The sequence below is a fragment of the Geovibrio ferrireducens genome (genome assembly GCF_026226615.1).
GTDB lineage: Bacteria > Chrysiogenota > Deferribacteres > Deferribacterales > Geovibrionaceae > Geovibrio > Geovibrio ferrireducens.
The window spans coordinates 221,787-243,699 of sequence record NZ_JAJAPB010000004.1 but is presented as its reverse complement, the minus strand read 5'-3'; the positions used below and the strand labels follow the sequence as shown (position 1 = coordinate 243,699).

Annotated in this window: 26 protein-coding genes; 16 read left to right on the top strand and 10 right to left on the bottom strand. The window is 48.8% G+C overall.

What is annotated here, in order from left to right; genetic code table 11:
- The first annotated feature begins 21 nt into the window (after positions 1–21).
- The 7 genes from OSQ85_RS06435 (at position 22) to guaB (ending at position 7,861) form a co-directional block, all read left to right on the top strand.
- Entirely contained in the window at positions 22–2,058 is a 2,037-nt protein-coding gene (locus OSQ85_RS06435; protein ID WP_265822018.1) for a sodium-translocating pyrophosphatase, read from the top strand.
- A 155-nt stretch (positions 2,059–2,213) separates the two neighbouring features.
- Complete coding sequence (gene ychF, locus OSQ85_RS06430) at positions 2,214–3,308, top strand: redox-regulated ATPase YchF (RefSeq protein ID WP_265822017.1); 1,095 nt, start codon at positions 2,214–2,216, stop codon at positions 3,306–3,308.
- Positions 3,301–4,092: an SH3 domain-containing protein gene (locus OSQ85_RS06425; RefSeq protein ID WP_265822016.1), complete on the top strand. Its 792-nt coding sequence runs from the start codon at positions 3,301–3,303 to the stop codon at positions 4,090–4,092. The genes ychF and OSQ85_RS06425 overlap by 8 nt, the downstream gene beginning before the upstream one ends.
- Positions 4,093–4,105: 13 nt before the next feature.
- Positions 4,106–4,585: a cyclic pyranopterin monophosphate synthase MoaC gene (gene moaC / locus OSQ85_RS06420; RefSeq protein ID WP_265822015.1), complete on the top strand. Its 480-nt coding sequence runs from the start codon at positions 4,106–4,108 to the stop codon at positions 4,583–4,585.
- Entirely contained in the window at positions 4,586–5,416 is an 831-nt protein-coding gene (locus tag OSQ85_RS06415) for a nitrilase-related carbon-nitrogen hydrolase (RefSeq protein ID WP_265822014.1), read from the top strand.
- Positions 5,413–6,225, top strand: a complete 813-nt coding sequence (locus OSQ85_RS06410) for an NAD+ synthase (protein WP_265822013.1) — start codon at positions 5,413–5,415, stop codon at positions 6,223–6,225. Before OSQ85_RS06415 ends, OSQ85_RS06410 begins: the two co-directional genes overlap by 4 nt.
- A gap of 163 nt (positions 6,226–6,388) precedes the next feature.
- Positions 6,389–7,861: an IMP dehydrogenase gene (gene guaB / locus OSQ85_RS06405; RefSeq protein ID WP_265822012.1), complete on the top strand. Its 1,473-nt coding sequence runs from the start codon at positions 6,389–6,391 to the stop codon at positions 7,859–7,861.
- Between the two features lie 242 nt (positions 7,862–8,103).
- Here the strand turns inward: guaB and OSQ85_RS14120 are convergent, their stop codons facing one another.
- On the bottom strand, positions 8,104–8,388 hold the full coding sequence (locus OSQ85_RS14120; protein ID WP_407649321.1) for a type II toxin-antitoxin system RelE/ParE family toxin: 285 nt from the start codon (positions 8,386–8,388) through the stop codon (positions 8,104–8,106).
- Entirely contained in the window at positions 8,381–8,614 is a 234-nt protein-coding gene (locus OSQ85_RS06400) for a type II toxin-antitoxin system ParD family antitoxin (protein WP_265822011.1), read from the bottom strand. The genes OSQ85_RS14120 and OSQ85_RS06400 overlap by 8 nt, the downstream gene beginning before the upstream one ends.
- Positions 8,615–8,780: 166 nt before the next feature.
- Between OSQ85_RS06400 and guaA the strand changes: the two genes are divergently transcribed.
- The 7 genes from guaA to OSQ85_RS06365 all read left to right on the top strand — a co-directional run bounded on the left by guaA (position 8,781) and on the right by OSQ85_RS06365 (position 15,634).
- A complete protein-coding gene (gene guaA, locus OSQ85_RS06395) occupies positions 8,781–10,331 on the top strand; it encodes a glutamine-hydrolyzing GMP synthase (protein ID WP_265822010.1) in 1,551 nt (516 codons plus the stop codon).
- A gap of 1 nt (position 10,332) precedes the next feature.
- Positions 10,333–11,559, top strand: a complete 1,227-nt coding sequence (locus OSQ85_RS06390) for a lipoprotein-releasing ABC transporter permease subunit (protein WP_265822009.1) — start codon at positions 10,333–10,335, stop codon at positions 11,557–11,559.
- Positions 11,560–12,216: an ABC transporter ATP-binding protein gene (locus OSQ85_RS06385; RefSeq protein WP_265822008.1), complete on the top strand. Its 657-nt coding sequence runs from the start codon at positions 11,560–11,562 to the stop codon at positions 12,214–12,216.
- A gap of 330 nt (positions 12,217–12,546) precedes the next feature.
- The gene (locus tag OSQ85_RS06380) at positions 12,547–13,332 is read left to right on the top strand and encodes an S-methyl-5'-thioinosine phosphorylase (protein ID WP_265822007.1); all 786 of its coding nucleotides are present in this window, start codon (positions 12,547–12,549) and stop codon (positions 13,330–13,332) included.
- Positions 13,329–14,189, top strand: a complete 861-nt coding sequence (gene murB, locus OSQ85_RS06375) for a UDP-N-acetylmuramate dehydrogenase (protein WP_265822006.1) — start codon at positions 13,329–13,331, stop codon at positions 14,187–14,189. The genes OSQ85_RS06380 and murB overlap by 4 nt, the downstream gene beginning before the upstream one ends.
- Positions 14,190–14,219: 30 nt before the next feature.
- Positions 14,220–14,552, top strand: a complete 333-nt coding sequence (locus tag OSQ85_RS06370) for a hypothetical protein (protein WP_265822005.1) — start codon at positions 14,220–14,222, stop codon at positions 14,550–14,552.
- A 197-nt stretch (positions 14,553–14,749) separates the two neighbouring features.
- A complete protein-coding gene (locus tag OSQ85_RS06365; protein WP_265822004.1) occupies positions 14,750–15,634 on the top strand; it encodes a hypothetical protein in 885 nt (294 codons plus the stop codon).
- Here OSQ85_RS06365 and OSQ85_RS06360 read toward each other — a convergent pair.
- The 8 genes from OSQ85_RS06360 to gspG are packed head-to-tail and all read right to left on the bottom strand — an operon-like array spanning position 15,627 to position 20,411.
- Positions 15,627–16,331 carry a hypothetical protein gene (locus OSQ85_RS06360; protein WP_265822003.1) on the bottom strand — a complete coding sequence of 235 codons (705 nt, stop codon included), beginning with the start codon at positions 16,329–16,331 and terminating at the stop codon, positions 15,627–15,629. The two genes, OSQ85_RS06365 and OSQ85_RS06360, sit on opposite strands and share 8 nt — an antisense overlap.
- Positions 16,328–16,810 (bottom strand): hypothetical protein, encoded by a 483-nt coding sequence (locus OSQ85_RS06355; protein ID WP_265822002.1) that lies wholly within the window; start codon positions 16,808–16,810, stop codon positions 16,328–16,330. The genes OSQ85_RS06360 and OSQ85_RS06355 overlap by 4 nt, the downstream gene beginning before the upstream one ends.
- Complete coding sequence (locus tag OSQ85_RS06350; protein WP_265822001.1) at positions 16,807–17,808, bottom strand: hypothetical protein; 1,002 nt, start codon at positions 17,806–17,808, stop codon at positions 16,807–16,809. Before OSQ85_RS06350 ends, OSQ85_RS06355 begins: the two co-directional genes overlap by 4 nt.
- The gene (locus tag OSQ85_RS06345) at positions 17,792–18,700 is read right to left on the bottom strand and encodes a type II secretion system minor pseudopilin (RefSeq protein ID WP_265822000.1); all 909 of its coding nucleotides are present in this window, start codon (positions 18,698–18,700) and stop codon (positions 17,792–17,794) included. Before OSQ85_RS06345 ends, OSQ85_RS06350 begins: the two co-directional genes overlap by 17 nt.
- Complete coding sequence (locus OSQ85_RS06340) at positions 18,697–19,248, bottom strand: PulJ/GspJ family protein (RefSeq protein ID WP_265821999.1); 552 nt, start codon at positions 19,246–19,248, stop codon at positions 18,697–18,699. The genes OSQ85_RS06345 and OSQ85_RS06340 overlap by 4 nt, the downstream gene beginning before the upstream one ends.
- Positions 19,238–19,564: a type IV pilus modification PilV family protein gene (locus OSQ85_RS06335; RefSeq protein ID WP_265821998.1), complete on the bottom strand. Its 327-nt coding sequence runs from the start codon at positions 19,562–19,564 to the stop codon at positions 19,238–19,240. The genes OSQ85_RS06340 and OSQ85_RS06335 overlap by 11 nt, the downstream gene beginning before the upstream one ends.
- The gene (locus OSQ85_RS06330) at positions 19,561–19,977 is read right to left on the bottom strand and encodes a prepilin-type N-terminal cleavage/methylation domain-containing protein (protein WP_265821997.1); all 417 of its coding nucleotides are present in this window, start codon (positions 19,975–19,977) and stop codon (positions 19,561–19,563) included. Before OSQ85_RS06330 ends, OSQ85_RS06335 begins: the two co-directional genes overlap by 4 nt.
- A complete protein-coding gene (gspG, locus tag OSQ85_RS06325; protein ID WP_265821996.1) occupies positions 19,977–20,411 on the bottom strand; it encodes a type II secretion system major pseudopilin GspG in 435 nt (144 codons plus the stop codon). The genes OSQ85_RS06330 and gspG overlap by 1 nt, the downstream gene beginning before the upstream one ends.
- A 166-nt stretch (positions 20,412–20,577) precedes the next feature.
- Here gspG and mrtJ point away from each other — a divergent pair, with 166 nt between their 5' ends.
- A complete protein-coding gene (mrtJ, locus tag OSQ85_RS06320) occupies positions 20,578–20,976 on the top strand; it encodes a JDVT-CTERM system glutamic-type intramembrane protease MrtJ (protein WP_265821995.1) in 399 nt (132 codons plus the stop codon).
- 64 nt (positions 20,977–21,040) lie between these two features.
- Entirely contained in the window at positions 21,041–21,910 is an 870-nt protein-coding gene (locus tag OSQ85_RS06315) for a hypothetical protein (RefSeq protein WP_265821994.1), read from the top strand.
- The last annotated feature ends 3 nt before the right edge of the window (positions 21,911–21,913 follow it).

Below are 21,913 nucleotides of genomic sequence, written 5' to 3'. Positions count from 1 at the left end.
TTAATTAATAAGGAGGACCAAATGTCAATGATGATGTACCTCGCACCGGTTTTGGGTGTGGTGGGTCTTATTGTTGCGTATGTGATTTACAGCTCTGTTAAGAGCAAATCCGCCGGCAATGAGAAAATGAAAGAAATTTCAGACATGATCCATGATGGAGCCATGGCGTTTCTTGGCAGAGAATACAAAGTTCTTTCTTTCTTTGTCGCAATAGTTTTTATACTTATGCTGTTCTCTTCCAGCCTCGGAATCTACACCGCAGTTGCTTTCCTTGCCGGAGCGCTCTGCTCTGTGGCAGCGGGCTTCTTCGGAATGAAATCCGCAACACGCGCCAACGTCAGAACAAGTGAAGCCGCAAGAAGCGGCGGAATGGCTGCTGCACTCTCCGTTTCATACAACGGCGGTGCTGTTATGGGACTTTCAGTTGCGAGCCTTGGTCTCATAGGCGTGGGTATTCTGTTCATGATTTTCGGCGACCCCGAAACATCAAAATACATCAATGGTTTTGCAATGGGCGCTTCTTCAATCGCTCTTTTCGCACGTGTGGGCGGCGGTATATACACCAAAGCTGCGGACGTGGGTGCTGACCTTGTTGGTAAAGTTGAAGCAAACATCCCTGAGGATGACCACAGGAACCCCGGCGTTATCGCTGATAACGTGGGCGACAACGTGGGCGACATCGCAGGTATGGGCGCGGATATTTTCGAGTCCTATGTAGGGTCTATAATTGCAACAATCGCAATCGCCGCAACAGCCTCTCCTGAGCTTATAAATCTTATCAGCCAGACAGACGTTGCTTCAGACCTCTTCAAAATAAACATGATGTCACTCCCCATAGGTCTTGCGGTAATCGGCCTCATAGCTTCCCTTGTGGGCGTTTTCTCCATGAAGCTCCTTAAAAACACTCCCCCCGCATCTGCGCTCAGATATTCCACATTCATCGGCGCAGGTCTTTTCCTTATAGCCGCTTACTTCGTAATCGCTATGTACGGAATCAAAGCGGGCGTGTTCTGGGCTCTTCTTTCCGGTACGCTTGCAGGTATCGCAATCGGTCTTGTTACAGAGTACTACACAGCGGCAGGCCCTGTTAAAAGAATCGTTCACGCTTCTGAAACCGGCTCCGCAACAAACATTATCCACGGTTTCGCCGTAGGTCTTGAATCAGTTGTTATTCCCGTAATCCTCATCTGCGTTGCCATCTTCGTTGCAAACGCCTCAGCAGGTCTTTACGGAATAGGTATCGCCGCAGTGGGCATGCTTGCCACAGTGGGCGTTACTATGACAGTTGATGCATACGGCCCCATCGCGGACAACGCGGGCGGTATCTCCGAAATGGCTGAACTCGGACCCGAAGTAAGAAAAATCACTGACAGCCTTGATGCGATCGGCAACACTACCGCTGCCGTCGGTAAAGGCTTCGCTATAGGCTCCGCCGCTCTCACCGCACTTGCGCTTTTCGCCGCATATGCCAGCAGCGCCGGAATCACCAGCATAGACATAACAAAACCCATAGTTGTTATAGGTCTTTTCGTGGGCGGCTTCCTGCCTTTCCTCGTTGCGGCTATGACAATGACTTCAGTTGGTAAGGCCGCAGGACAGATGGTTGATGAAATCCGCCGTCAGTTCAGGGAAATCCCCGGTCTGCTTGAAGGAAAAGAAGGCGTTAAGCCGGACCCCAAAACATGCGTTGACATATCAACTGCTGCCGCACTTAAAGAGATGATTCTCCCCGGTGTTGTTGCGGTTCTTGCACCCGTTGTTGTGGGCTTCCTTCTCGGTAAAGAGGCTCTCGGCGGTATGCTCGCAGGCGCTACGGTTACAGGCGTTCTTCTCGCTCTGCTTATGTCTAATGCCGGCGGCGCATGGGACAACGCTAAAAAAGCAATCGAAAAAGGCGAGTGGGACAGCGCGGGGAAAGGCTCTGACCAGCACAAAGCCGCGGTTGTGGGTGATACAGTGGGCGACCCCTTTAAAGATACAAGCGGCCCTGCTATGAACATCCTTGTAAAACTTATGAGCATTGTTTCACTTATCATCGCCCCCCTTCTTCTGGGCTGATAAGCTGACAGAATATTACGGTAACGAGGGGCAGGCTGAAAAGGCCTGCCCTTTTTTTATAAGGCGTATGCCGAAAACTAAACTCTTCTTTGCTTTTTTTTCAAACTTGTAGCAATATAATTGTTCTTTAAGCAAGCAGACAATATGAGGTTATTATGGGTTTCAACTGCGGAATAGTCGGCCTGCCCAATGTCGGCAAGTCCACTATATTCAACGCACTTACTAAAGCCGGAGCGGAAAGCGCAAACTACCCTTTCTGCACCATAGACCCCAACAGGGGCATAGTTCCGGTTCCTGATGAAAGAATGGATTTTCTTGTGGAAAAAATAAAGCCGCAGTCAACAGTGGCTACCACTATCGAGTTTATAGATATAGCAGGCCTTGTGAAAGGCGCAAGTCAGGGCGAAGGCCTCGGCAACAAATTCCTCACGCATATCCGTCAGGTGGATGCGGTGGCGCATGTTGTGCGCTGTTTTGACGATCCTAATGTTGTGCATGTGGAAGGCGGCGTTGATCCTGTGCGCGATATTGAGATAATCAACACCGAGCTTCTTCTCAGCGATATGGAGCTTGTTGAACGCGCGGTGGACAGAAATAAAAAAGCTGCCAAAGGCGGCGACAAGGAAACTAAAAGACGCGCCGAACAGCTTGAAATGCTCCTTGCTGAAATCCAGAAAGGCAGAATGATCAGAAGCATAGATGGGTTTGAGGAGCTTACCGAATCCCTTAAAGAATACCCTCTCATTACCTCAAAGCCGGTAATGTATGTTGCCAATGTTGATGAGGCGGTTCTGGCGGAAGATAATGAGCATGTGAGAAAAGTACGTGAGATAGCGGCGAAGGAGAATGCCGTTGTTGTTAAAATATGCGGCGCTATCGAATCCGAGATAGCGGAACTTGACGAGGAAGAAGCCAAGGAGTTTCTTGCCAGCATGGGGCTTGACCGTTCAGGGTTGCAGTCTATGATAGCGCAGGGGTACAAACTGCTTGATCTCATAACCTTTTTTACCGCGGGCGAAAAGGAAGTCCGCGCGTGGACAGTAACCGGAGGAACCACCGCGCAGAAGGCGGCGGGGAAAATCCACTCTGATATAGAGCGTGGATTCATCCGTGCGGAAGTTACCTCATTCAGCGACTTTGAAACCGCAGGCTCCATGGCAAAGGCCAAGGAACTCGGTAAAATGAGGCTGGAAGGAAAGGAGTATATTGTTCAGGACGGCGACATCATCTATTTCAGGTTTAATGTTTAGGGCTTTCGCCCTGACTCTTCTTCTGACGCTTTTCTCAGCCGGACTTTATGCGGCTGAGCCGGTGCACATAGGCGAACGCGAGGGAATCCTCGAAGCGCTGGGGCACATCGCCGGTGAAGGAGTCATGGCTCGTGAAAGGCCGGATACCAACAGCCCGGTCATTACCAAACTTCCCAAAGGGAGCAAAATAATTGTGCTTTCCAAAAAAGGGAACTGGTACAAGGTGCGCCTCTATAACCGCAGGGAAGCCTATGTCCGCTCCGAACTGGTGGAGTTCCGCTATGAGCTTAAGGATGAGCATATCACCAAAAGCGATATAGAGAAGAAATTCATGATTGACATCATGAACATGGCCAGCCAGTTTAATCAGATGATCAGGGAATCGATCTTTTCCAGAAGGCAGAACATAGTTCCCAACCTTAAAATTCTAGAAGGAAGAAAAAAAGACGGCACAGCCATAGTTAACGTGCTTTACTGTGCGGTGGACGGAACCGGAAAACCTGTCCCCTCCATGAGAGAAAACCCTTTAAGCGAGACTATGGCAAAATTCATCGAGATTGTTATGATGAAGATGCTGCTTTACGATGCCGATTCATACAAAATTGTTTTCCGTGTCCCCGTGTTTGAGAACGGCAAAGTTGTGGACTATAAGGACAGTGCGGAGTATACAGTCGAAAGAACTGAAACCGACCTGCATGACATCCGCAGCGGAAGCGGCAGAATATGGGACTATATAGTGTCCAGCAGACCTGTGGACGAATTTTTTAAGCAATATCCCCATTAGAGGTATAAATACAATGTCTTTTACCCATTTTGACGAGGAAGGAAGAAGCCGCATGGTGGACGTTACCGCCAAGACGGACACTGTGAGAGAAGCAACTGCAAAAGGGCGCATAATCATGAAGCCCGAAACCCTTAAACTTGTTCTGGAAAGCAGAATGGAAAAGGGTAATGTTTTTGAGGTTGCCCGCGTGGCGGGAATAATGGCTGTGAAAAAAACAGGTGATCTGATCCCCATGTGCCATCCGCTTAATGTAACGGCAGTTGATGTTTATTTCTATCCCGATACCGAAAAGAGTGAAATAGAAATAGAAGTTACCGCTAAGCTCACCGGAAAGACGGGCATAGAGATGGAAGCCCTCACAGGCGTTTCCGTTGCCGCACTCACTATCTATGATATGTGTAAGGCAGTGGATAAAGGCATGGTTATAAGCGATGTGCGCCTTATGAAAAAATCCGGCGGAAAAAGCGGTACTTTCGTGAGGGACGGTGAATAAATGCGGATCTGTCTGGCGCAGATAAAGCCCTTTCTGGGCGACACGGCCAAGAACCTTAAGCTCCATGAGGAGTATATAGAAAAGGCCGTTTCGGAAAAATGCGATTGCATTGTGTTTCCTGAGCTTTCGCTCACGGGGTATTATCTGCTGGACTATGTCAGTGATGTAGCCATGAAGACAGACGACAGGGTGATAAAAAAAATAATATCCCTTTCCAAAGACATATCAATTGTCTTCGGCTTCGTTTACGAAGGTGAGGACAATCTTTTTTATAATGTAAGCGCATATGCCGAAAAGGGCAGGCTGGTTCACCTCCATAAAAAGGTCTACCTGCCCGATTACACCATGTTTGAGGAGGCGAGATACTTCGCCGCCGGCAAACAGTTCTCCGTGTTTGACACCGCACTCGGCAAGTGCGGAATCCTCATCTGCGAGGATGCGCTCCATACAAGCTCCATCTATATCCTGAGCCGCATGGGAGTGCAGACAATCTTCATTCCCTCCAACAGCCCGGCAAGAGGAGTTGTGGGCGATGGGCTGGAAGCCGCCTCAATATGGCAGACATCAAACAAATATACCGCCAGCCTGCTCACCGTTAATCTTGTGTATGTCAACCGTGTCGGTGTTGAGGACGGCGTGGCATTCTGGGGCGGTTCGGAGGCTTATTCGGCTCTCGGTTCCAGAAAAGCCAGACTCCCGCAGTTTGAGGAAACCATGGGAATAGTGGAGCTTGAACAGGAAGATATACGCCTCGCCAGAATACACTCCCCCTTCTTCCGTGACGAAAAATCTCACATACTCCTTGACTATCTCAAAGGGGACGGAAAATGAAGCTTGATCTTAAACTCACAAAGCAGATATTAACCACATTCGTAAAAGAGGAAACAGAGAAAATCGGTCTCCGGAATGTTGTCCTCGGACTCTCCGGCGGTATAGATTCAGCCCTTTCCGCTGCCATTGCTGTTGAGGCTCTGGGGAAGGACAGGGTATTTGGTGTCGGGCTTCCATACAAGCTTTCCAGCAAGGAGAGCATGGCGGACGCGGAACTGGTGGCGGGCGCTCTTGGTATTAACCTTGAAATAGCCGACATAACCCCTTTTGCGGAACCCTTCATTGAGAGTGATAAGGATATGAGCAAGCTCCGTATAGGAAACGTTCTCGCCCGCATGCGCATGGTCACTATATTTGACCGTTCTGCAAAGCACGACGGAATAGTTCTCGGAACAAGCAACAAGACGGAGCTTCTCCTCGGCTACGGCACATGGTACGGAGATCTGGCCAGCGCCATTAACCCCATAGGGGATCTCTACAAGACGCAGGTATGGGAACTTTCCGAATATCTGGGGATTCCCGATAAGGTTATAAAGAAACAGCCCACCGCAGACCTCTGGCCGGATCAGACCGATGAAGGGGAGCTGGGCTTCACATATAAGGATGTGGACAGGCTCCTTTACGAAATGATAGACAACAGGCGCAGAAAAGCGGAGTTGATCAAAATGGGCTTCGATGAGGAATTTGTGCAGAAAATCTCAGAAAGGATAATGAGATACCAATTCAAGCGCAAGATTCCCGTCATAGCGAAAGTGAGCCAGAGAACGATCGGCCGTGACTTCCGCTACAGCCGTGACTGGGGCTACTGAGAAATATAAACAGAGAAACCCTTTGCTCTTCCTGAAAAACCGAATTTCGTTTTTTGACCGGTGAGTTTTTGAAGGGTATTAGGGAAACTTTGTACAAAGTTTCCCTGAATATAACTGAACTGAAAAATTGAAAAACAAAACATAAAAGCAGGCGGTGAACAAAATGTACGGCGATAAAATCGCGATGGAAGCTCTGACATTTGATGATGTTCTTGTGATCCCCGCTCACAGCGAGGTTCTCCCCAAGGACATTGACATGAGCTCAAAGCTTACAAACAAAATTACCCTCAACATCCCGCTGGTAAGTGCGGCGATGGACACTGTTACCGAGGCAAAGCTGGCTATAGCTATGGCTCAGGAAGGCGGAATAGGCTTCATCCACAAGAACATGACAATCGAAATGCAGGCGGATGAGGTGGACAAGGTGAAGCGTTCCGAAAGCGGAATGATAGTAGACCCCATTACAATTTCGCCGGATAAAACGGTTGAGGACGCGCTTGCTATTATGTCCAAGTACAAAATAAGCGGCGTGCCCGTGACGGCAGGCGGCAGACTGGTGGGAATCCTCACCAACAGAGACCTTCGCTTCGTTAAAAATCTCGGTGCGAAGGTTACAGAGTATATGACGGGCAAGGATCTTGTCACCGTGCTTGAAAAAGATGCAAACCTTGAATCCGCTCAGGATATTCTTCAGGAGCACAGGATCGAAAAACTCCTCGTGGTTAACGATCAGTACCAGCTTAAAGGGCTGATCACCATCAAGGACATCAATAAAAAGCTCAAATACCCCAACGCCGCTAAGGATGATATGGGCAGGCTGCTTGTGGGTGCAGCGGTGGGAGTAACAGGTGACAACAAGGACAGGGTTTCGGCTCTTGTGGAAGCAAAGGCGGATGTGATAGTGGTTGACACTGCACACGGACACTCTCAGATGGTTCTGGATATGGTGAAATGGGTGAAATCAACCTATACCCATGTTCAGCTTGTAGCCGGAAACGTTGCAACTCCCGAAGCTGTGGAAGCGCTCTACAACTGCGGGGCGGACTGCGTTAAGGTGGGCATCGGCCCCGGCTCAATCTGCACCACAAGGGTGGTTGCGGGTGTCGGCGTTCCGCAGATAACAGCGATTATGACATGCGCTGCCAAGGCAAAGGAACTCGGTATTCCGATAATAGCCGACGGCGGTATAAAATATTCCGGCGATATAGTAAAAGCCCTCGCCGCGGGCGCATCCACTGTGATGATAGGCTCACTGTTTGCGGGAACAAAGGAATCTCCCGGCGATATAGAGCTGTATCAGGGCAGAAGCTTCAAAGTTTACAGAGGCATGGGCTCAGTGGGCGCAATGAAGGCGGGCAGCAAGGATCGCTATTTTCAGGAAGGAACTGAGAGCGAGAAGAAGTTTGTTCCCGAAGGGATAGAAGGCAGGGTTCACTATAAGGGCGAGCTCAACGAAACTGTCTACCAGCTTACGGGCGGCATACGCTCCGGCATGGGTTACGCAGGCTGCAAAACCATAGAGGATATGCACGCTAAAGCCAGATTCGTAAGGATCACAGGCGCAGGCCTGCGTGAAAGCCACGTTCACGACGTTATGATCACGAAGGAAGCGCCCAACTACTGGGTGAATACGTAATATAAACTGTGATACGTCATTCTGAGGCAAAGCCGAAGAATCCCTAAGCACCTGAGATCCTTCACAGTGTTCAGGATGACGTTTCCGTGACAGTCAGCTAACGAAGGAAGCGCCCAACTACTGGGTGAATACGTAATATAAGCTGTGATACGTCATTCTGAGGCAAGGCCGAAGAATCCCTAAGCACCTGAGATCCTTCACTGTGTTCAGGATGACGTTTTCATGCGCAGCGAAGGATCCTTTTAAACATGCTGATCCGCGTCCATGCTTTTATGCAGGATGCGGACAAACAGTAGATATTCTTTTTTCTTTGTATAGTAAATTACATGACCTTTATGGGGAAATTTGAAATACCCATGTCTGATAAACTCAATATCCACACCCATTTGAGGATTTGCGTCTATAAGTTCCATGCACTCCTTTAATGAAGAAAAGTACGCATCTGTCTGAACCTTGCCGAAGCGGAGCAGAGAATCCTTTAATATATCATAGATGTCTTTTTCTGCAGCTTTAGTCAGCTTATACATCGGCACTGGCAGACTTATAAATATCGTCCGGAGTGCTGTCTGATATTCCGCTTTCTTCTCCGGCCTCAAGTGCTCTTATTAGTGTTTTTTTCTGTGCTGCAAGCTCAAGGTCTTTTCTTATGAGTGCGCGGACATAATCGCTTGTATTGCTGTATCTGCCGGATTTAACCTGAGTTTCAGCCCATTCCTTCATGTTGTCGGGAAGAGAAACATTCATCGTTGCCATAAGTGATCCTCCTGAGAGAAAGATAGGGGGTTTGGCAAAGTTTGTCAATCAGGTTGGGGCATATTTTAAGTGTATTTTTCACGAGAATATATTATCATAACCACTTTAAAGGCTTATACCAGCCCGTTCCGGGCGCGGAAAATCATTGAAAGGAGTTTTGTAACCGATGGACATTCACTCGGAAAAAGTGCTGATACTTGATTTCGGCTCACAATATACTCAGCTTATCGCACGCAGGGTGCGCGAGGCTCATGTTTACTGCGAAATTTTCCCCTGCAACGCAGATTTTGAGAAAATAAAGGCATTCGAGGCGAAAGGGATAATCCTTTCCGGCGGCCCTTCCAGCGTTTATGAAGAGGACGCGCCGAGGGTTGATGAGCGTGTTTTTGAGATGGGGCTTCCCGTTCTGGGCATCTGTTACGGCATGCAGCTTGCCGGACAGCATTTCGGCGGAGTTGTCGCTCCCTCAAACCACAGGGAATACGGCAGGGCGGTTCTCAGCTATGAGCCTTCATGCAGCCTCTTCAAAGGGCTTGAAGGAAGCGGGACGCTTACCGTATGGATGAGCCACGGCGACAGACTGGAGAAAATGCCCGAAAACTTTGACATAGTAGCGAAGACGGACAATGCCCCCGCCGCCGCCATGAAGCATCACAGCCGCGAGATATACGCAATCCAGTTTCACCCCGAAGTCACCCACACTGAGCAGGGCAAAACTATCCTTGAGAACTTCGTTGTGGGCATCTGCGGATGCAGACAGATCTGGACTACGGAAAACTTCATTCAGGCGGAGATTGAGCGCATCCGGGAAAAAGTGGGGAACAGAAAAGTTCTCTGCGGGCTTTCCGGCGGTGTGGATTCCTCCGTTGTTGCCGTGCTTCTCCATGAGGCAATAGGCGATAACCTCGTCTGCGTTTTTGTTGATAACGGCCTGCTCAGGCTGAACGAACGTGAGTATGTGGAAAAAACATTCAGGGAAAACTATAAAATAAACCTCGTGGTGGCTGATGCTGAGGAACGCTTCCTCACTGCTCTTGCGGGCGTGACCGACCCTGAGCAGAAAAGAAAGACAATAGGCAACCTCTTCATCCGCATTTTTGAGGAAGAGGCGAGAAAAATAGGCGATTTCGATTTCCTCGCGCAGGGCACTCTGTACCCTGATGTTATAGAATCAGTCTCTTTCAAAGGCCCCTCCGCCACTATTAAGTCTCACCATAATGTGGGCGGTCTGCCGGATGATATGAAGTTTCAGCTTGTGGAGCCCCTCCGTGAGCTCTTCAAGGATGAGGTAAGGGATGTAGGGCGCAAGCTCGGTCTTCCGGAAGTGATGGTCGGCCGTCACCCTTTCCCCGGCCCCGGTCTGGGTGTGAGGGTTCTGGGCGAGATCACCAAGAAGAGATGCGATGTTCTCCGTCAGGCGGATGCCATCTTTATCGAGGAGCTTCACAACGCCAACCTTTACAACACCATATGGCAGGCATTCGCCGTTCTGCTCCCTGTAAATACTGTGGGCGTAATGGGCGACGGCAGAACATATGAAAACGCCTGCGCAATCAGGGCTGTTTACAGCTCAGACGGCATGACGGCGGACTGGGCGCATATCCCCTATGATGTGCTGGGCAAAATTTCCAACCGCATAATAAACGAGGTAAGGGGTATTAACCGTGTCGTCTATGACATAAGCTCCAAACCGCCTGCGACAATCGAGTGGGAATAATATGAAAACGGAGAATCTGATAGCCACGCGCTATCTGCGCTCCCGCAGGAAAAACCGTATATTTTCGTTCATCTCCACCATTTCCGTAATCGGTATAATGGTGGGGGTGGCGACACTTATAATTGTTCTGAACGTGATGATCGGTTTCTCCGACAATTTGCAGAACAAGATCCTCGGCGCAAACGCGCATATAATCGTAAACCGTCTTGACGCTGCCCCCATCAGCGACTGGCAGCTTGTTGATGCAAAAATCCGCGTGACGGACAAGGTGGCGGGTGTTTCCCCGTTTGTCCTCAGTCAGGTTTTAGTCACCAGCCAGAACAATGTCAGCGGCGTTATCATCCGAGGTGTTATCCCTGAAAAAGAACTCGGCGTTACCTCCATAGAGAAATTTATGAAGGACGGCGAATTTATGGACATAGCTGACAAAGGCGAGAAACCGAAGATTGTTCTCGGAAAGGAGCTTGCCCATTCGCTGGCGGTCAGCGCTGGTGATGATGTGGTGATGGTCTCTCCCTTCGGGCGCAAGGGGCCGTTCGGCATGGTTCCGAAGATGAAACACTTTGAGGTCGCCGGATGGTTTGACATGGGGATGTATGAGTACAACTCTTCCCTCGGCTACATATCCCTTGAGGCGGCGCAGGAATTCTTCGGAATGACTGATGTAGTCTCCGGCTTCAGCGTAAAGGCGGATAATTTTTCAAACGCAATCCCCCTCGCAAAAAAGATAGAAGAGGAACTGGGTTTTCCTTACTGGTCAAGGGACTGGATAAGCATGAACGGCAGCCTTTTTTCCGCCCTCAAGCTGGAAAAAATAGCCATGTTCATCATACTCACACTGATAATCATAGTCGCCTCATTCAATGTGGTGAGCATGATCACAGTATCTGTCAAGGATAAAAAACGCGACATAGCCATACTCAGAGCCATGGGCGCACCCGAAAAAAGCATATACCGCATCTTCATCCGTCAGGGTCTCGTGGTTGGTTTTGTGGGAACAGCGCTCGGCAACGTTATCGGCTACACTATCTGCTTCGTGCTGAAAAACTACAAACTCATAAGCCTGCCGGAGGATGTTTACTTCATGGACAGAATCCCCGTGAAGATAGAGCCCTCGGTGTTCATAGTGGTTACGGTCTGCGCACTGGTTATCACATATGTTGCGGGTCTGTTTCCCGCCAGACAGTCGGCCAAGCTCGACCCCATAGAAGCATTGAGGCGTGATTAGATGAGTCTGCTCGAAATAATAGATCTTAACAAAAGCTTCCTGAAAGGGGACTACAGACTGAATGTTCTCAGCGGTTTCAACATGAGCGTGGGCAAAGGCGAAATGCTCGCCATAGTCGGCCCCTCCGGAGCCGGCAAGTCTACCCTTCTGCACATAATCGGCGGTTTGGATAAGCCTGACTCAGGCTCCATAATGTTTCAGGGCGAGGACATCCTCAAACTTAAAGGAAAGGCGGTTGACCAGTTCAGAAATAAGGATGTTGGCTTTGTGTTCCAGTTTCATTACCTGTTGGAAGATTTTACCGCACTGGAAAACGTAATGATGCCCGCCCTCATAGGCGGAATGAACATTCAGGACGCTGCCAAAAGAGCAAAGGAACTGCTCACCAAGGTCGGGTTGGAAAACAGAATCACGCACTTTCCCGCTGAGCTCTCCGGAGGCGAACAGCAAAGAACGGCAATCGCAAGAGCTATGATGAACAGCCCGAAGGTTATCCTTGCGGATGAACCCACGGGAAGCCTTGATAAAAAGAACAGTGACGAGGTTCTGGACATGATCCGCCTCATGCGCGATGAAGGCGTGACAATCCTCATCGTCACCCACGAAGACGGCATAGCAAACTCCTGCGACAGGATTATCAGAATAGAAAAAAGCTGACCATCCCCAAGGACGGGGATGCGCCGTGCGCAGCGAAGCCTTGCTCTGCAAGGCGCGAGCGTGTATCTGAAACGGGCAGGATGTACGGATTCAGATTGTCAGATAGTCGTTTTTAAGGAAAGCTTTGTCTTGAGAAAACCTTTCTTTAATGGCAAAGAAAGGTCTTCTCAAACTCTTTCCAAAGAAACCAAATCTTTGAGAAACAGCTTGTTTGCGTGTATCAGAAACGGGCAGGATGAACAGATTCGGTTTTTTGAGGGGTTCGGGGAACTTTTTCTACGTTAAAAAAGTTCTCCGGGAAGAATTTAACAATAATGAAAAAGGTACTGTATGAAACTTGGCATAATTGGCGGAAGCGGACTTTACGACATAGAAGGTTTTGAGTTTATCGGCGAGGAATCAGTGGAAACTGAGTGGGGCGCTCCTTCCGATGCTTACAGGCATTTCAGCTATAAGGGCGTTGACTTCTATTTCCTCAACAGACACGGCCGCAGTCACGGCATTCCGCCGCACAGCGTAAACTACAGGGCAAACATAGCCGGATTTGAGAAGCTGGGTGTTGAGCGCATTGTCTCCTTCACTGCGGTCGGCGGAATAAAAGGCGTGAAGCCCGGCGATATAGTAATATCCTCAAATGCCATTGACATGACATCCGGGCGGGCGCACACGTTTTATGACGGCGGCCTTATTCACCACATAGACTTCACAGAGCCCTTCTGTCCTGAGCTCAGGGCGCTGCTTACCGAAAGTGCGCAGAGAGCAGGGGTTGAGGTGAAAGACAGCGGTGTGTATATCTGCACTAACGGTCCCAGACTTGAAACGGCAGCGGAGATAAAATACTTTGCTTCCATAGGCGGCGATACGGTGGGGATGACGCTCTTCCCGGAGGCTCCTCTGGCGCGTGAGAAGGAGATATGCTACGCCAATGTGAGCATTATCACCAATTACGCCGCAGGCACATCAGATGCCAAGTTAACAACGGTGGAAGTGGTGGAGACCATGAAGGGAGCGACAGAGAGGATCAAGGCGATCGTCAGTGCTCTGCCCGATTCATACACAGTGAACAGAAAATGCTTCTGCAAAGATGCCCTTGAAGGAACAAAGATCAGCAAATGAGAATCCGAGAAAACGTATCACTTAAAAATTACTCAAGCTACCGCACCGGAGGTACGGCAAAATTTCTTGCCGAACCGTCCACAACTGAAGAATTAGTTGAATGTCTCGATTGGGCGAAAAAAAAATCGGTTGAACATTTTATAATGGGCGGCGGCTGTAACCTGTTGATCTCAGATCAAATTTTGGATCATCTTGTAATAGTTCTCAGTAATCTTAATCGGCACATTTTAAAGAAACATAAGAAAATTTATGCAGGGGCAGGAGTTCTTCTTGACTCAATGATCGTTTATACGATAAGATCTTACATGACCGGAGCCGAGAATATGAGCGGCATTCCCGGCACTGTGGGCGGTGCTCTTGCTATGAACGCAGGTGCATTTGGAACTGAAATCGGGATGTTAACTGACGAGATAGATCTCCTCGGTTCTGACGGTTCGGTTTTCACAGTGAAGGGTGCTGAGGCCGGTTTCTCATACCGCAGAACCGCGGCAGTGAGCGGAAGCATAGTTCTCGGCGGAAAATTCCTCCTTGAAGAAGGGGACAGGACGGAAAGCGAGCGTATAAGGAAGGAGATTCTCCGTAAAAGGGTGCAGAAGCAGCCTCTGGAATACCCCTCCTGCGGTTCTGTTTTCAAACGGCCTGAAGGTCACTACGCCGGAGAACTCATAGAGCGGTGCGGGTTAAAGGGAAAACGCATCGGCGGTGCTATGGTTTCTGCGAAGCACGCCAATTTTATTGTTAATGTCGGCGGCGCTACCGGTTCAGATATTAAGAACCTGATTGAAGAAGTTAAGTTAATTGTTTTGAAAGAAACGGGCGTTCAGCTTGAGGAAGAGGTGAAATACCTCGGCTTCTGACGGCGTTAATGTGCGTCCGGGGGAATTTAGGTGGAAAGAAGAGACTGCGAACTCACTTTTGATGAACGTAAGGCGCTGGAAACGGAAGTATTTTCGAAACTATGCTGCCCCGGCTGGATAATCAGATTCCTGAAACTAGTCATCCCCTCACTTGCTCTTGTCATCTCCTGCACAACCGCCGCACCCGTACAGCAGGCTGCTGTAACTCAGAAAAATCTCTTCACAGGCAGCAGCTACATTCAGGAGCTTAAGGCGGAGCTTCACGCATCCGACAGCACGGCGGAGTTTGAAGCGGCAATGCCTCAGAGCGGCTTGCTTCTCGGTGCGCTTGTGAGCTTTGATAAAAAAAAACATCAGGGGTAATCGCGCAGAATGTAAGGGACTTTGTCTATGAAGACGGGCTTATTGCTGTCCTTACAGATACTTCTGTCAATATCTCCACCTCTGAGTGCCCCTCCCTTATTTCCGATAATTACACATCAATAAAACTTAAAGGCGGCTTCCTGCTTGCTGAGAATGAGAAAGGCATAAGCATTTTCAGCCTGTCCTCCTGCGCTGAGGTGACGGGCACAAACAACAAACCGGGCAAGCCTGCTTTTTATCCTCCGTATTTTGCTTTTGCAGAAGGCAGATCGTTCAGGGTGTACCGCATAGATTCCAATGACGAGGTAATATCCGGCCAGCTTAAGGAAACCATACGTGATGTTTTTCTGGATGACGGATTTGCAGTATTTATCCTTGATGAGAAGTTAGTAACCCTCGATTTTGCTCAGAGACGCTTCACCGGGCTCAGCCCGCTGCCTGTGGACTTCTCATCGCCGTATATAGCGGGAGGAAGGCTCAACGGCTACGGAAGGGACAGGTTTTACAGCATAAACTATCAGGATGTCAACAGGGGCGGTGCTCCTGAGATACTGGACTTTCCTGCGGATAATATGACTGACTGTGTGGCGGTTTCCGGCAGTGCTGATGCTTACTGCGGCGGCAGGTTCGTGAGAGCCGGAATATACAGCGGTCTGCCTTCGGAAAAAGCAGCCGTGGCGGACGGCTTTACCCTGCACCTTGAAGACGGTGCATTGACGGCGCTCTCAACTGAGGATTCGTTTAACAAAGAGATTTTCATAAACCGCGATGAGTTGAAATTCTGCTCTGCCGGCAGAAGAGTCTGCTATACGGATTTTGACGGAAGGAAATACTGCACCGAGAACAATGTCACTCTGGAAATGAAAGGCTTCCCTGACAACTGCGTCCCGAAAGAACTCAGACACGGCAAGATTGTTGACAATGAAGAAAACGTTCTTCTGGATTTTGCAGAAGAGGTTAATTCCTCGGCAAATCACATTATGCTGAAAAGAGAGCATGAGGGCGGGGTGTATTACTTCTTTATGCCGAAGACACCGGAAGAGACGGAGCAGGGGACAGAGCCCGCCCCGGCTGTTAATTGACGGTTATTCTGGGCTCCATAACAGTTCCTGTGATGGTTATCCGTTTGTTCATTCCTGCCACACCCAGAGTTCCCGTGAGTGCGATTACGCTTTTGCCTGCGTTCACCTGATTTATTCTGATATTGCCGTTGAGCTTAATTTTTGCTGCGCCCTGTGATGTAAGGTTGCTTATGCCTATCATCTGTTTTTCAATCAGCAGGTCACCTGTTACATCGTTAAAGGTAATGGGCCCCAGTTCGGAAGGGATGATGAGTTTGGGTGCGGAGATTTTCCCGGCTCCCTTCCAGTCCTTGACAGCCAGATCAAATGCCACTTCGCCGCCCATGCCGCTTTCCGTTATCTGCGGTATTTTATCAAGCTCAATCATAGCCTTTGCCTTAACTTCGCCGCCGCTGTGGCTTGCTTCGCCTGTGATGATCTCTGAGTTGATTTTGGCAGAGACTGAATGCGTTAAGACGGAGAGGGGGGTATAGCCGAGCACCAGCTTGTCCGCGGTGAATTCGCTGAGTTTTATGGAGGCGAGTTCCGCTCCGAAAGGCCCTGCGTCCGCAGAACCGATTGAAAGGGTCACATTTGCTTTTGCCGCGGCCTTTTCCGCATAAAATTCAAGCACTTTTGCATAGGGAAAGAATACAAACAGGAAAAGAACAGAGCATCCAACGAATATTGCCGCATTTATTAAAATATTTCTTATCATCTGTTTTTCACAAGCTCCAGTGTTATATCTGCCAGTGTGGGGTCATCAAATCTCTTTTTAAGTGAGAAGTTTTTGATTGTCAGGTTCTGGTAGCCCTCCACAAGACCAAGAAAAGAGTTGAGCTCGTTAAGATTAAGCGCCTGAATACGCAGTGAAACAACCTCAGCGCCGGATGCATTGGAAACGGGCTTAAGGTCGAGAATGCGTCCTGCGATACCTGTTCTTGCCGCAGTGTTCTGTATGAATGAGAGAAGCCCGCTCTCAACCCTTTTGGTGGAGTTGGCGCCGCTTGATACTTCCGATATGAGTTCGGCTGTTTTGGCTATCTGCTCAGTGTATGATTTCTGGCGCTGGGTATATGAGTTTGCTCTGGAAGCGAACAGCATATGTGTCCAGTAAAAGAGAAAAAACACGGCGAAGAACGCAACGAACCATATGAGTATTTTTTCTTTCAGTGCCTGATCCACTTTTATGTTCATAAGCCGAACCTCACTGAAAATTTGATTATTTCACCCTGTTTGTTTGTGTCTTCTATATTAACCCTCTGGGCTCCGGCTTCCTGAAGCTTCTGTTTGAACTCCTCAACAGCCTGAAAATCTGTTGAGGTTCCGGTACAGTTTATCGTAGTGTCCCTGACTGTTACGTCTTCCAGCTTTATTTTGCCTTTGTCAGCAGCTTTGCTCAGTGTTTCAAAAACATTGAGAATGCTTATTCCCTGAGATGTTTCCCTGCCGCCTCTGGCTTTGAAAAGCAGTGTGCCGTAAGGGTCGTTAGAGCCGCTGACTCCTCCGAGGGTGTAAAGCTCCTGCAGCTTATTTTCCCTGAGTTTGAGTGCGGAAGCATATCCCTTGAGCCGCAGGTATTCCCCGCCTATGAAAACAAGGTAACACACTGCTAGAACAATCGCCGGAACCTTAAACGCTGAGGGGATGAAGGATTCCTTCTCCACTCCTTTAATGCTCATGGAGATTTTTGCAGGAATTACCCTGTTCAGAACCTTTTCCGCCGTGTATGCGTCTTCAGGTTCATCAAAAAGCTGGTGTATCTCGCCGCCGGAAACAGAGTAGCACTTGTTTCCGTCAGAGTAGTCAAATGAGGCTTCCCTCACGAACATTTCTATGAAAGGGGTTGTTATCTTCGAAGCTTTCTTAAGCAGCGGAAGGTTTTCCGCAACAAATGATGCAAATTCTCCCGTGGGGAGGTAGATAAGCGCCGAGCCGCCATGGAGAACAAATCCGAAATTTTCCGTCATGTATTCAGGGAAAAGTGTGCTCAGATAGTTGTTTATGAACCCTTTGGCCTTTTTCCTGTTTGATGAGGGGAGATCCATGGACAGATAAAAGAACATCGAATCATCCAGAAAAAGCGTGTAAGCTCCGGTCTGTTCGGTGCTGGCAGGGAAATCCGCCCGCCCGTTTTCAACATTGTAAAGCCTGTTGTTTTTAATAAATAAATTTTTGTCAGAAGAAGATGCCATCGTTCCCTTCTATATATTTCACTACGGATGTGCGCGAACCGTTTCTTTCCAGAAGTACATGGTAAAAACGGGACTTGTCATTCAAACTTACTTCAGTCTTTACATAAAATAAAGAACTTTTTACCGTGAGATAGTCCAGCGACGTATTGTATATATCCTGCGGAATGCTTGCTGCGTTCATTATATTTGACACGTCTTTGTATGTGTTTTTCGTTCTGTACTCTATTATGCTGTCCGCGTATGAGGCAATTCCCGGAACCAGCCCGATGAGCGCTTCCTTGGTCACGAAGTTCAGGTTCAGCTTGCCGTCCCCCTGATTGGTGAAGTGCTGGGCAAGCACATCATAATGATCCTTGGCTCCGTTTATGAAGCTGAGTTCCCTGAGGGTTTCCAGCGAGCCGTTTTTGGTGGAGTAGGTTTTTCCGTCAATATTATAGTCTACATTTTCTTCACCCAGGTCTGAAACCTCGCCATCGGTGTCTATCCAGTCTTTTATGACGGAGCAGATCGATTCCTGAAGCTCAAGCTCTTTCAGCGTGTTCCTGCATCCGGTCACGTAGGCGGCGGATTTGTTGTCCCCGTCCATCATGTTCAGCGGTATGCGGCCGTTGGTGGGGGTTACTGTGATGGATATGAACCCCATGGGAACGGGAAAAGGGGGTATAATCGCCCATGATTCCCCGTCATAGTCGTAATTATTGTCATCATCCTCAAGAACTTCCCTTATGGCTTCTATGGCTGACATGGCATAAATAGATGACTGATATTCAAACTGGAGCCCTGCGCTGTCCGCCAGAGAGTTGCCCGCCCGCTGATGCATAAAGGTCACTATGCCGATGGTGAAGGCGACAAATATAAGCACGAAAACAAGAACGCTCCCCTTATTGTTCATTCGCCTATCCCCAGTGAGTTGAACATTGCGTTCTGGTGGTAGCTTCCTGCAATTGCCTCAACCTGTATGCCTGATGTATTGAGCTTAACTTTTATCATGTTTGTTCCGAGGATAGTTCTGTCGTGGTATTCGCCCGCTTCATAGAAAAGCACGGTGAAATTGTCCGCATCGGGAAGGATCTGCATCCTCTGCTCAAAGTCCATGAGCGGCAGTTTCTCCTCCCTGAACAGGTATTTGTCTTCAATATAGTAAAGAACTTCCACAGGCATTGCCCCCTGAAAATAGAGGGAGTTGTGGGTAAGCAGCCTGAGAGCCACCCTGTCGCTCAGAGACTGTATTTCAGCGGTATTTCTCACCGCCTGTCTGAAATCGGCAGAGAGCAGAGAGGCAAGCTTCGCGTTTACAGTCACTGCGTCCCCAGCCCTGACGGAGACATCCCGCGAGGTGATTATTGTATTGAATATTGCGTATGCTCCGGTGAGCACTATCCCGGCCAGAGCAACCGCAATTATTAATTCCGCCAGTGTAAAGCCTTTGTTATCTTTCATAATAAAACAGAGTCATCTCCGCTGTTCCGTCAGACACTCTCAGCTCGCAGGCTTTGATGCCGGCCAGTCCGGTGTCCTTCTTTTCCAGCTTATAGGTGTATGTTGTGCCGTTGTCGCTTATTATCTCTTCAAGGGTTTTGCGCTCCGCCAGTGTGAGTATCACTCTTTCGTACCCTCTGCCCAGCAGATCAAGCTTCCTCTTGGCGTAGTCGTTCATATCCAGCGATTGCCTGACAAGGGTGAAAATGCCCATCATGCCGATGGAAAGGACAACCATTGCTATAAGAAGCTCAAGGAGGGTGAAGCCTTTTTTCATTTCAGCCTCGTCTGCATCAGGAGTGGGATTGATTCTATGATTTCCGTGTCTGATACCCGTAAAAGAAAATGATCGCAGATTCCCTTGGGGTAAACCATGATCACATAGTCAAGTCCGGACTGTTCCTCGTCATTGATTCTGGCTGAAAGAACACCTGATATGCCGGGGATTTTAACTGTTTCACCGCCATGGAGAAAAAGAGAGTTTGAACCTTTCACCCCCAGTATGGGAAGGGCTCTGCCCAGTTCCGCCGCCTCATCCGCGGTTTTCCTGAGCAGATCATTCAAAAAGGCTGTTTCTTCCGGTTCTCCCGTGGCTTTTTCAATCATGACAGGGGCTACAGTCATAAAGCCTATGCCGATGATAAGGAGAACAATAATAAGTTCTACAAGAGTAAAGCCTCTGGCAGACATTATCTTATTTCATAGCTCTTGATGTCTGAGTTGAAGTCTTCCCCGCCTTCCACACCGTCGGCTCCGAGGGAGATTATTTCATAGTCTCTGTCGTTTTCGCCGGGGCTTCTGTAGATGAAGTCGCGATCCCACGGGTCAAGGGGCTTTTTGGAAGTGTCCAGATAGCCGCCTTTGCGGTAGTTTTTGGGGATGGGCTCAATTGTGGGCGCCTGAATAAGGGACTCAAGCCCCTGCTCTGTGGTGGGGTAGTAGCCGTTGTCAAGCTTGTACATCTTAAGAGCGGATTCAATGGCAAGTATATCGTTCTTTGCCTTGGCTACCCTCGCCTCATCAGGCTTGCCCATTATTTTAGGGACCATGAAAGTGGCAAGAAGGCCGAGGATAACGATAACCACCAGCACTTCGATGATAGTGAAACCTTTGCTGTTCATCATATCTGCTCCATGAAATAAATTTTGCAGGGATTATAAGACAACATGACCCGCCTGCACAACAGTTAATACATGAAATCATCAAATCATATATATTTCCCTTAATCTGATGACATCCGGCGGATGCAAAGGTTTGTTTTTTTCTCCCTTACGTGGTATTTTTTCCGGTATGGACAGAAAACATCTCATTCTTCTTGCCGCTTTTGTTCTGGGCAGTCTTTATTTCTCCCTGAGAATACTGTTTTTCGGAAGGAGCGTGGTTTTTGACTCCTCGCTGGTGTTCAGGTATCTGATCCTTGCGCCGCTGGCGGAGGAGCTCTTTTTCAGGGGAGTGGTTCAGGAGTGGCTTGAAAGGCGTAAATGGCCGTCTTTTTATTCTGTTTCCGCGGCGAATATCGCAGTTTCCGTGCTGTTTGCTGTTTTTCACCTCTGGGGGAGCGGGCCGGCACAGGCTTTTCCGGTGTTTTTCCCTTCCGTGGTGTTCGGGTGTCTGTACACGGAATACAGGTCAGTGCTGCCCTGCGTGCTCTGCCATTCCTTTTACAATCTCAATGTGATGATAGTGTAAATATTACCTCCGCTGTCCCTGATTTTAATTTGATTTTTCCTTTATTCATGCTATTTCTATTCTCATGAATACTATAAAGATTCCATGGTTTATTTATCCGGTTCTTGCGGCTTTTTCCTTTGCATGGCTGATTACGGGGTTTATCTCATACAAACACACCCCGACTGTGATGGAGGGGATTAAGCTGGGCGGCAAAAAATCCGCGGCAGTGAAAACTGCGGATATTGCAATTATTACTGAAAAGAACATCTTTTCCCTCAAAACCGCATCAGCCGCACCTTCCTCTGAAACACTCGTCACGGAGAGCGGAGAAATCATAACCGCCCCTCCTCCAAGAAATATAAAACTGATCGGCATACTTTTAGGTCACCGTCATAAGTCCTACGCTTTTTTTGATCTGGACGGCGAAAAGGTGCTCCTTGCCGTCGGTGAAACCTTCTCCGGCGTGAAGCTTGAAAGCCTTGATAAAACCAGCGGAACTGTTGTTACCGCCACGGGTAAGACAAAGCTTGAGCTTTACAGCGCAGGCTCCGTTCTCCAGTCCTCCCAGCCGGGCGCTGCTCCCGCAGGGGATGAATCAGGGGACGATGCCGAACCGGGGGACATGACCCCCACAGAAAAAGTCAGCATGACCCGCGCTGATTTCGTAACCAACCTCGGAGATATAAACAACATAATAAAGTCGGTTCTTATGCGCCCCTATGAAAAAGAAGGGCATATAGTGGGCTTCCGTCTCTCCCGCATGACGAAGGATTCGGTGCTGCGCAGTCTGGGGCTTAAAAACGGCGATGCTATTATGCGTATAAACGGGGAGGAGCTGAAAAGCCCCGAAGTCCTTTTCAGCATGCTGAGCTCAGTTGAAAATGTTTCAGCGGTGACTCTGGATCTGGAAAGAGCAGGACAGAAAAAAACAATATTCGTGGAAATAAATTAGGTG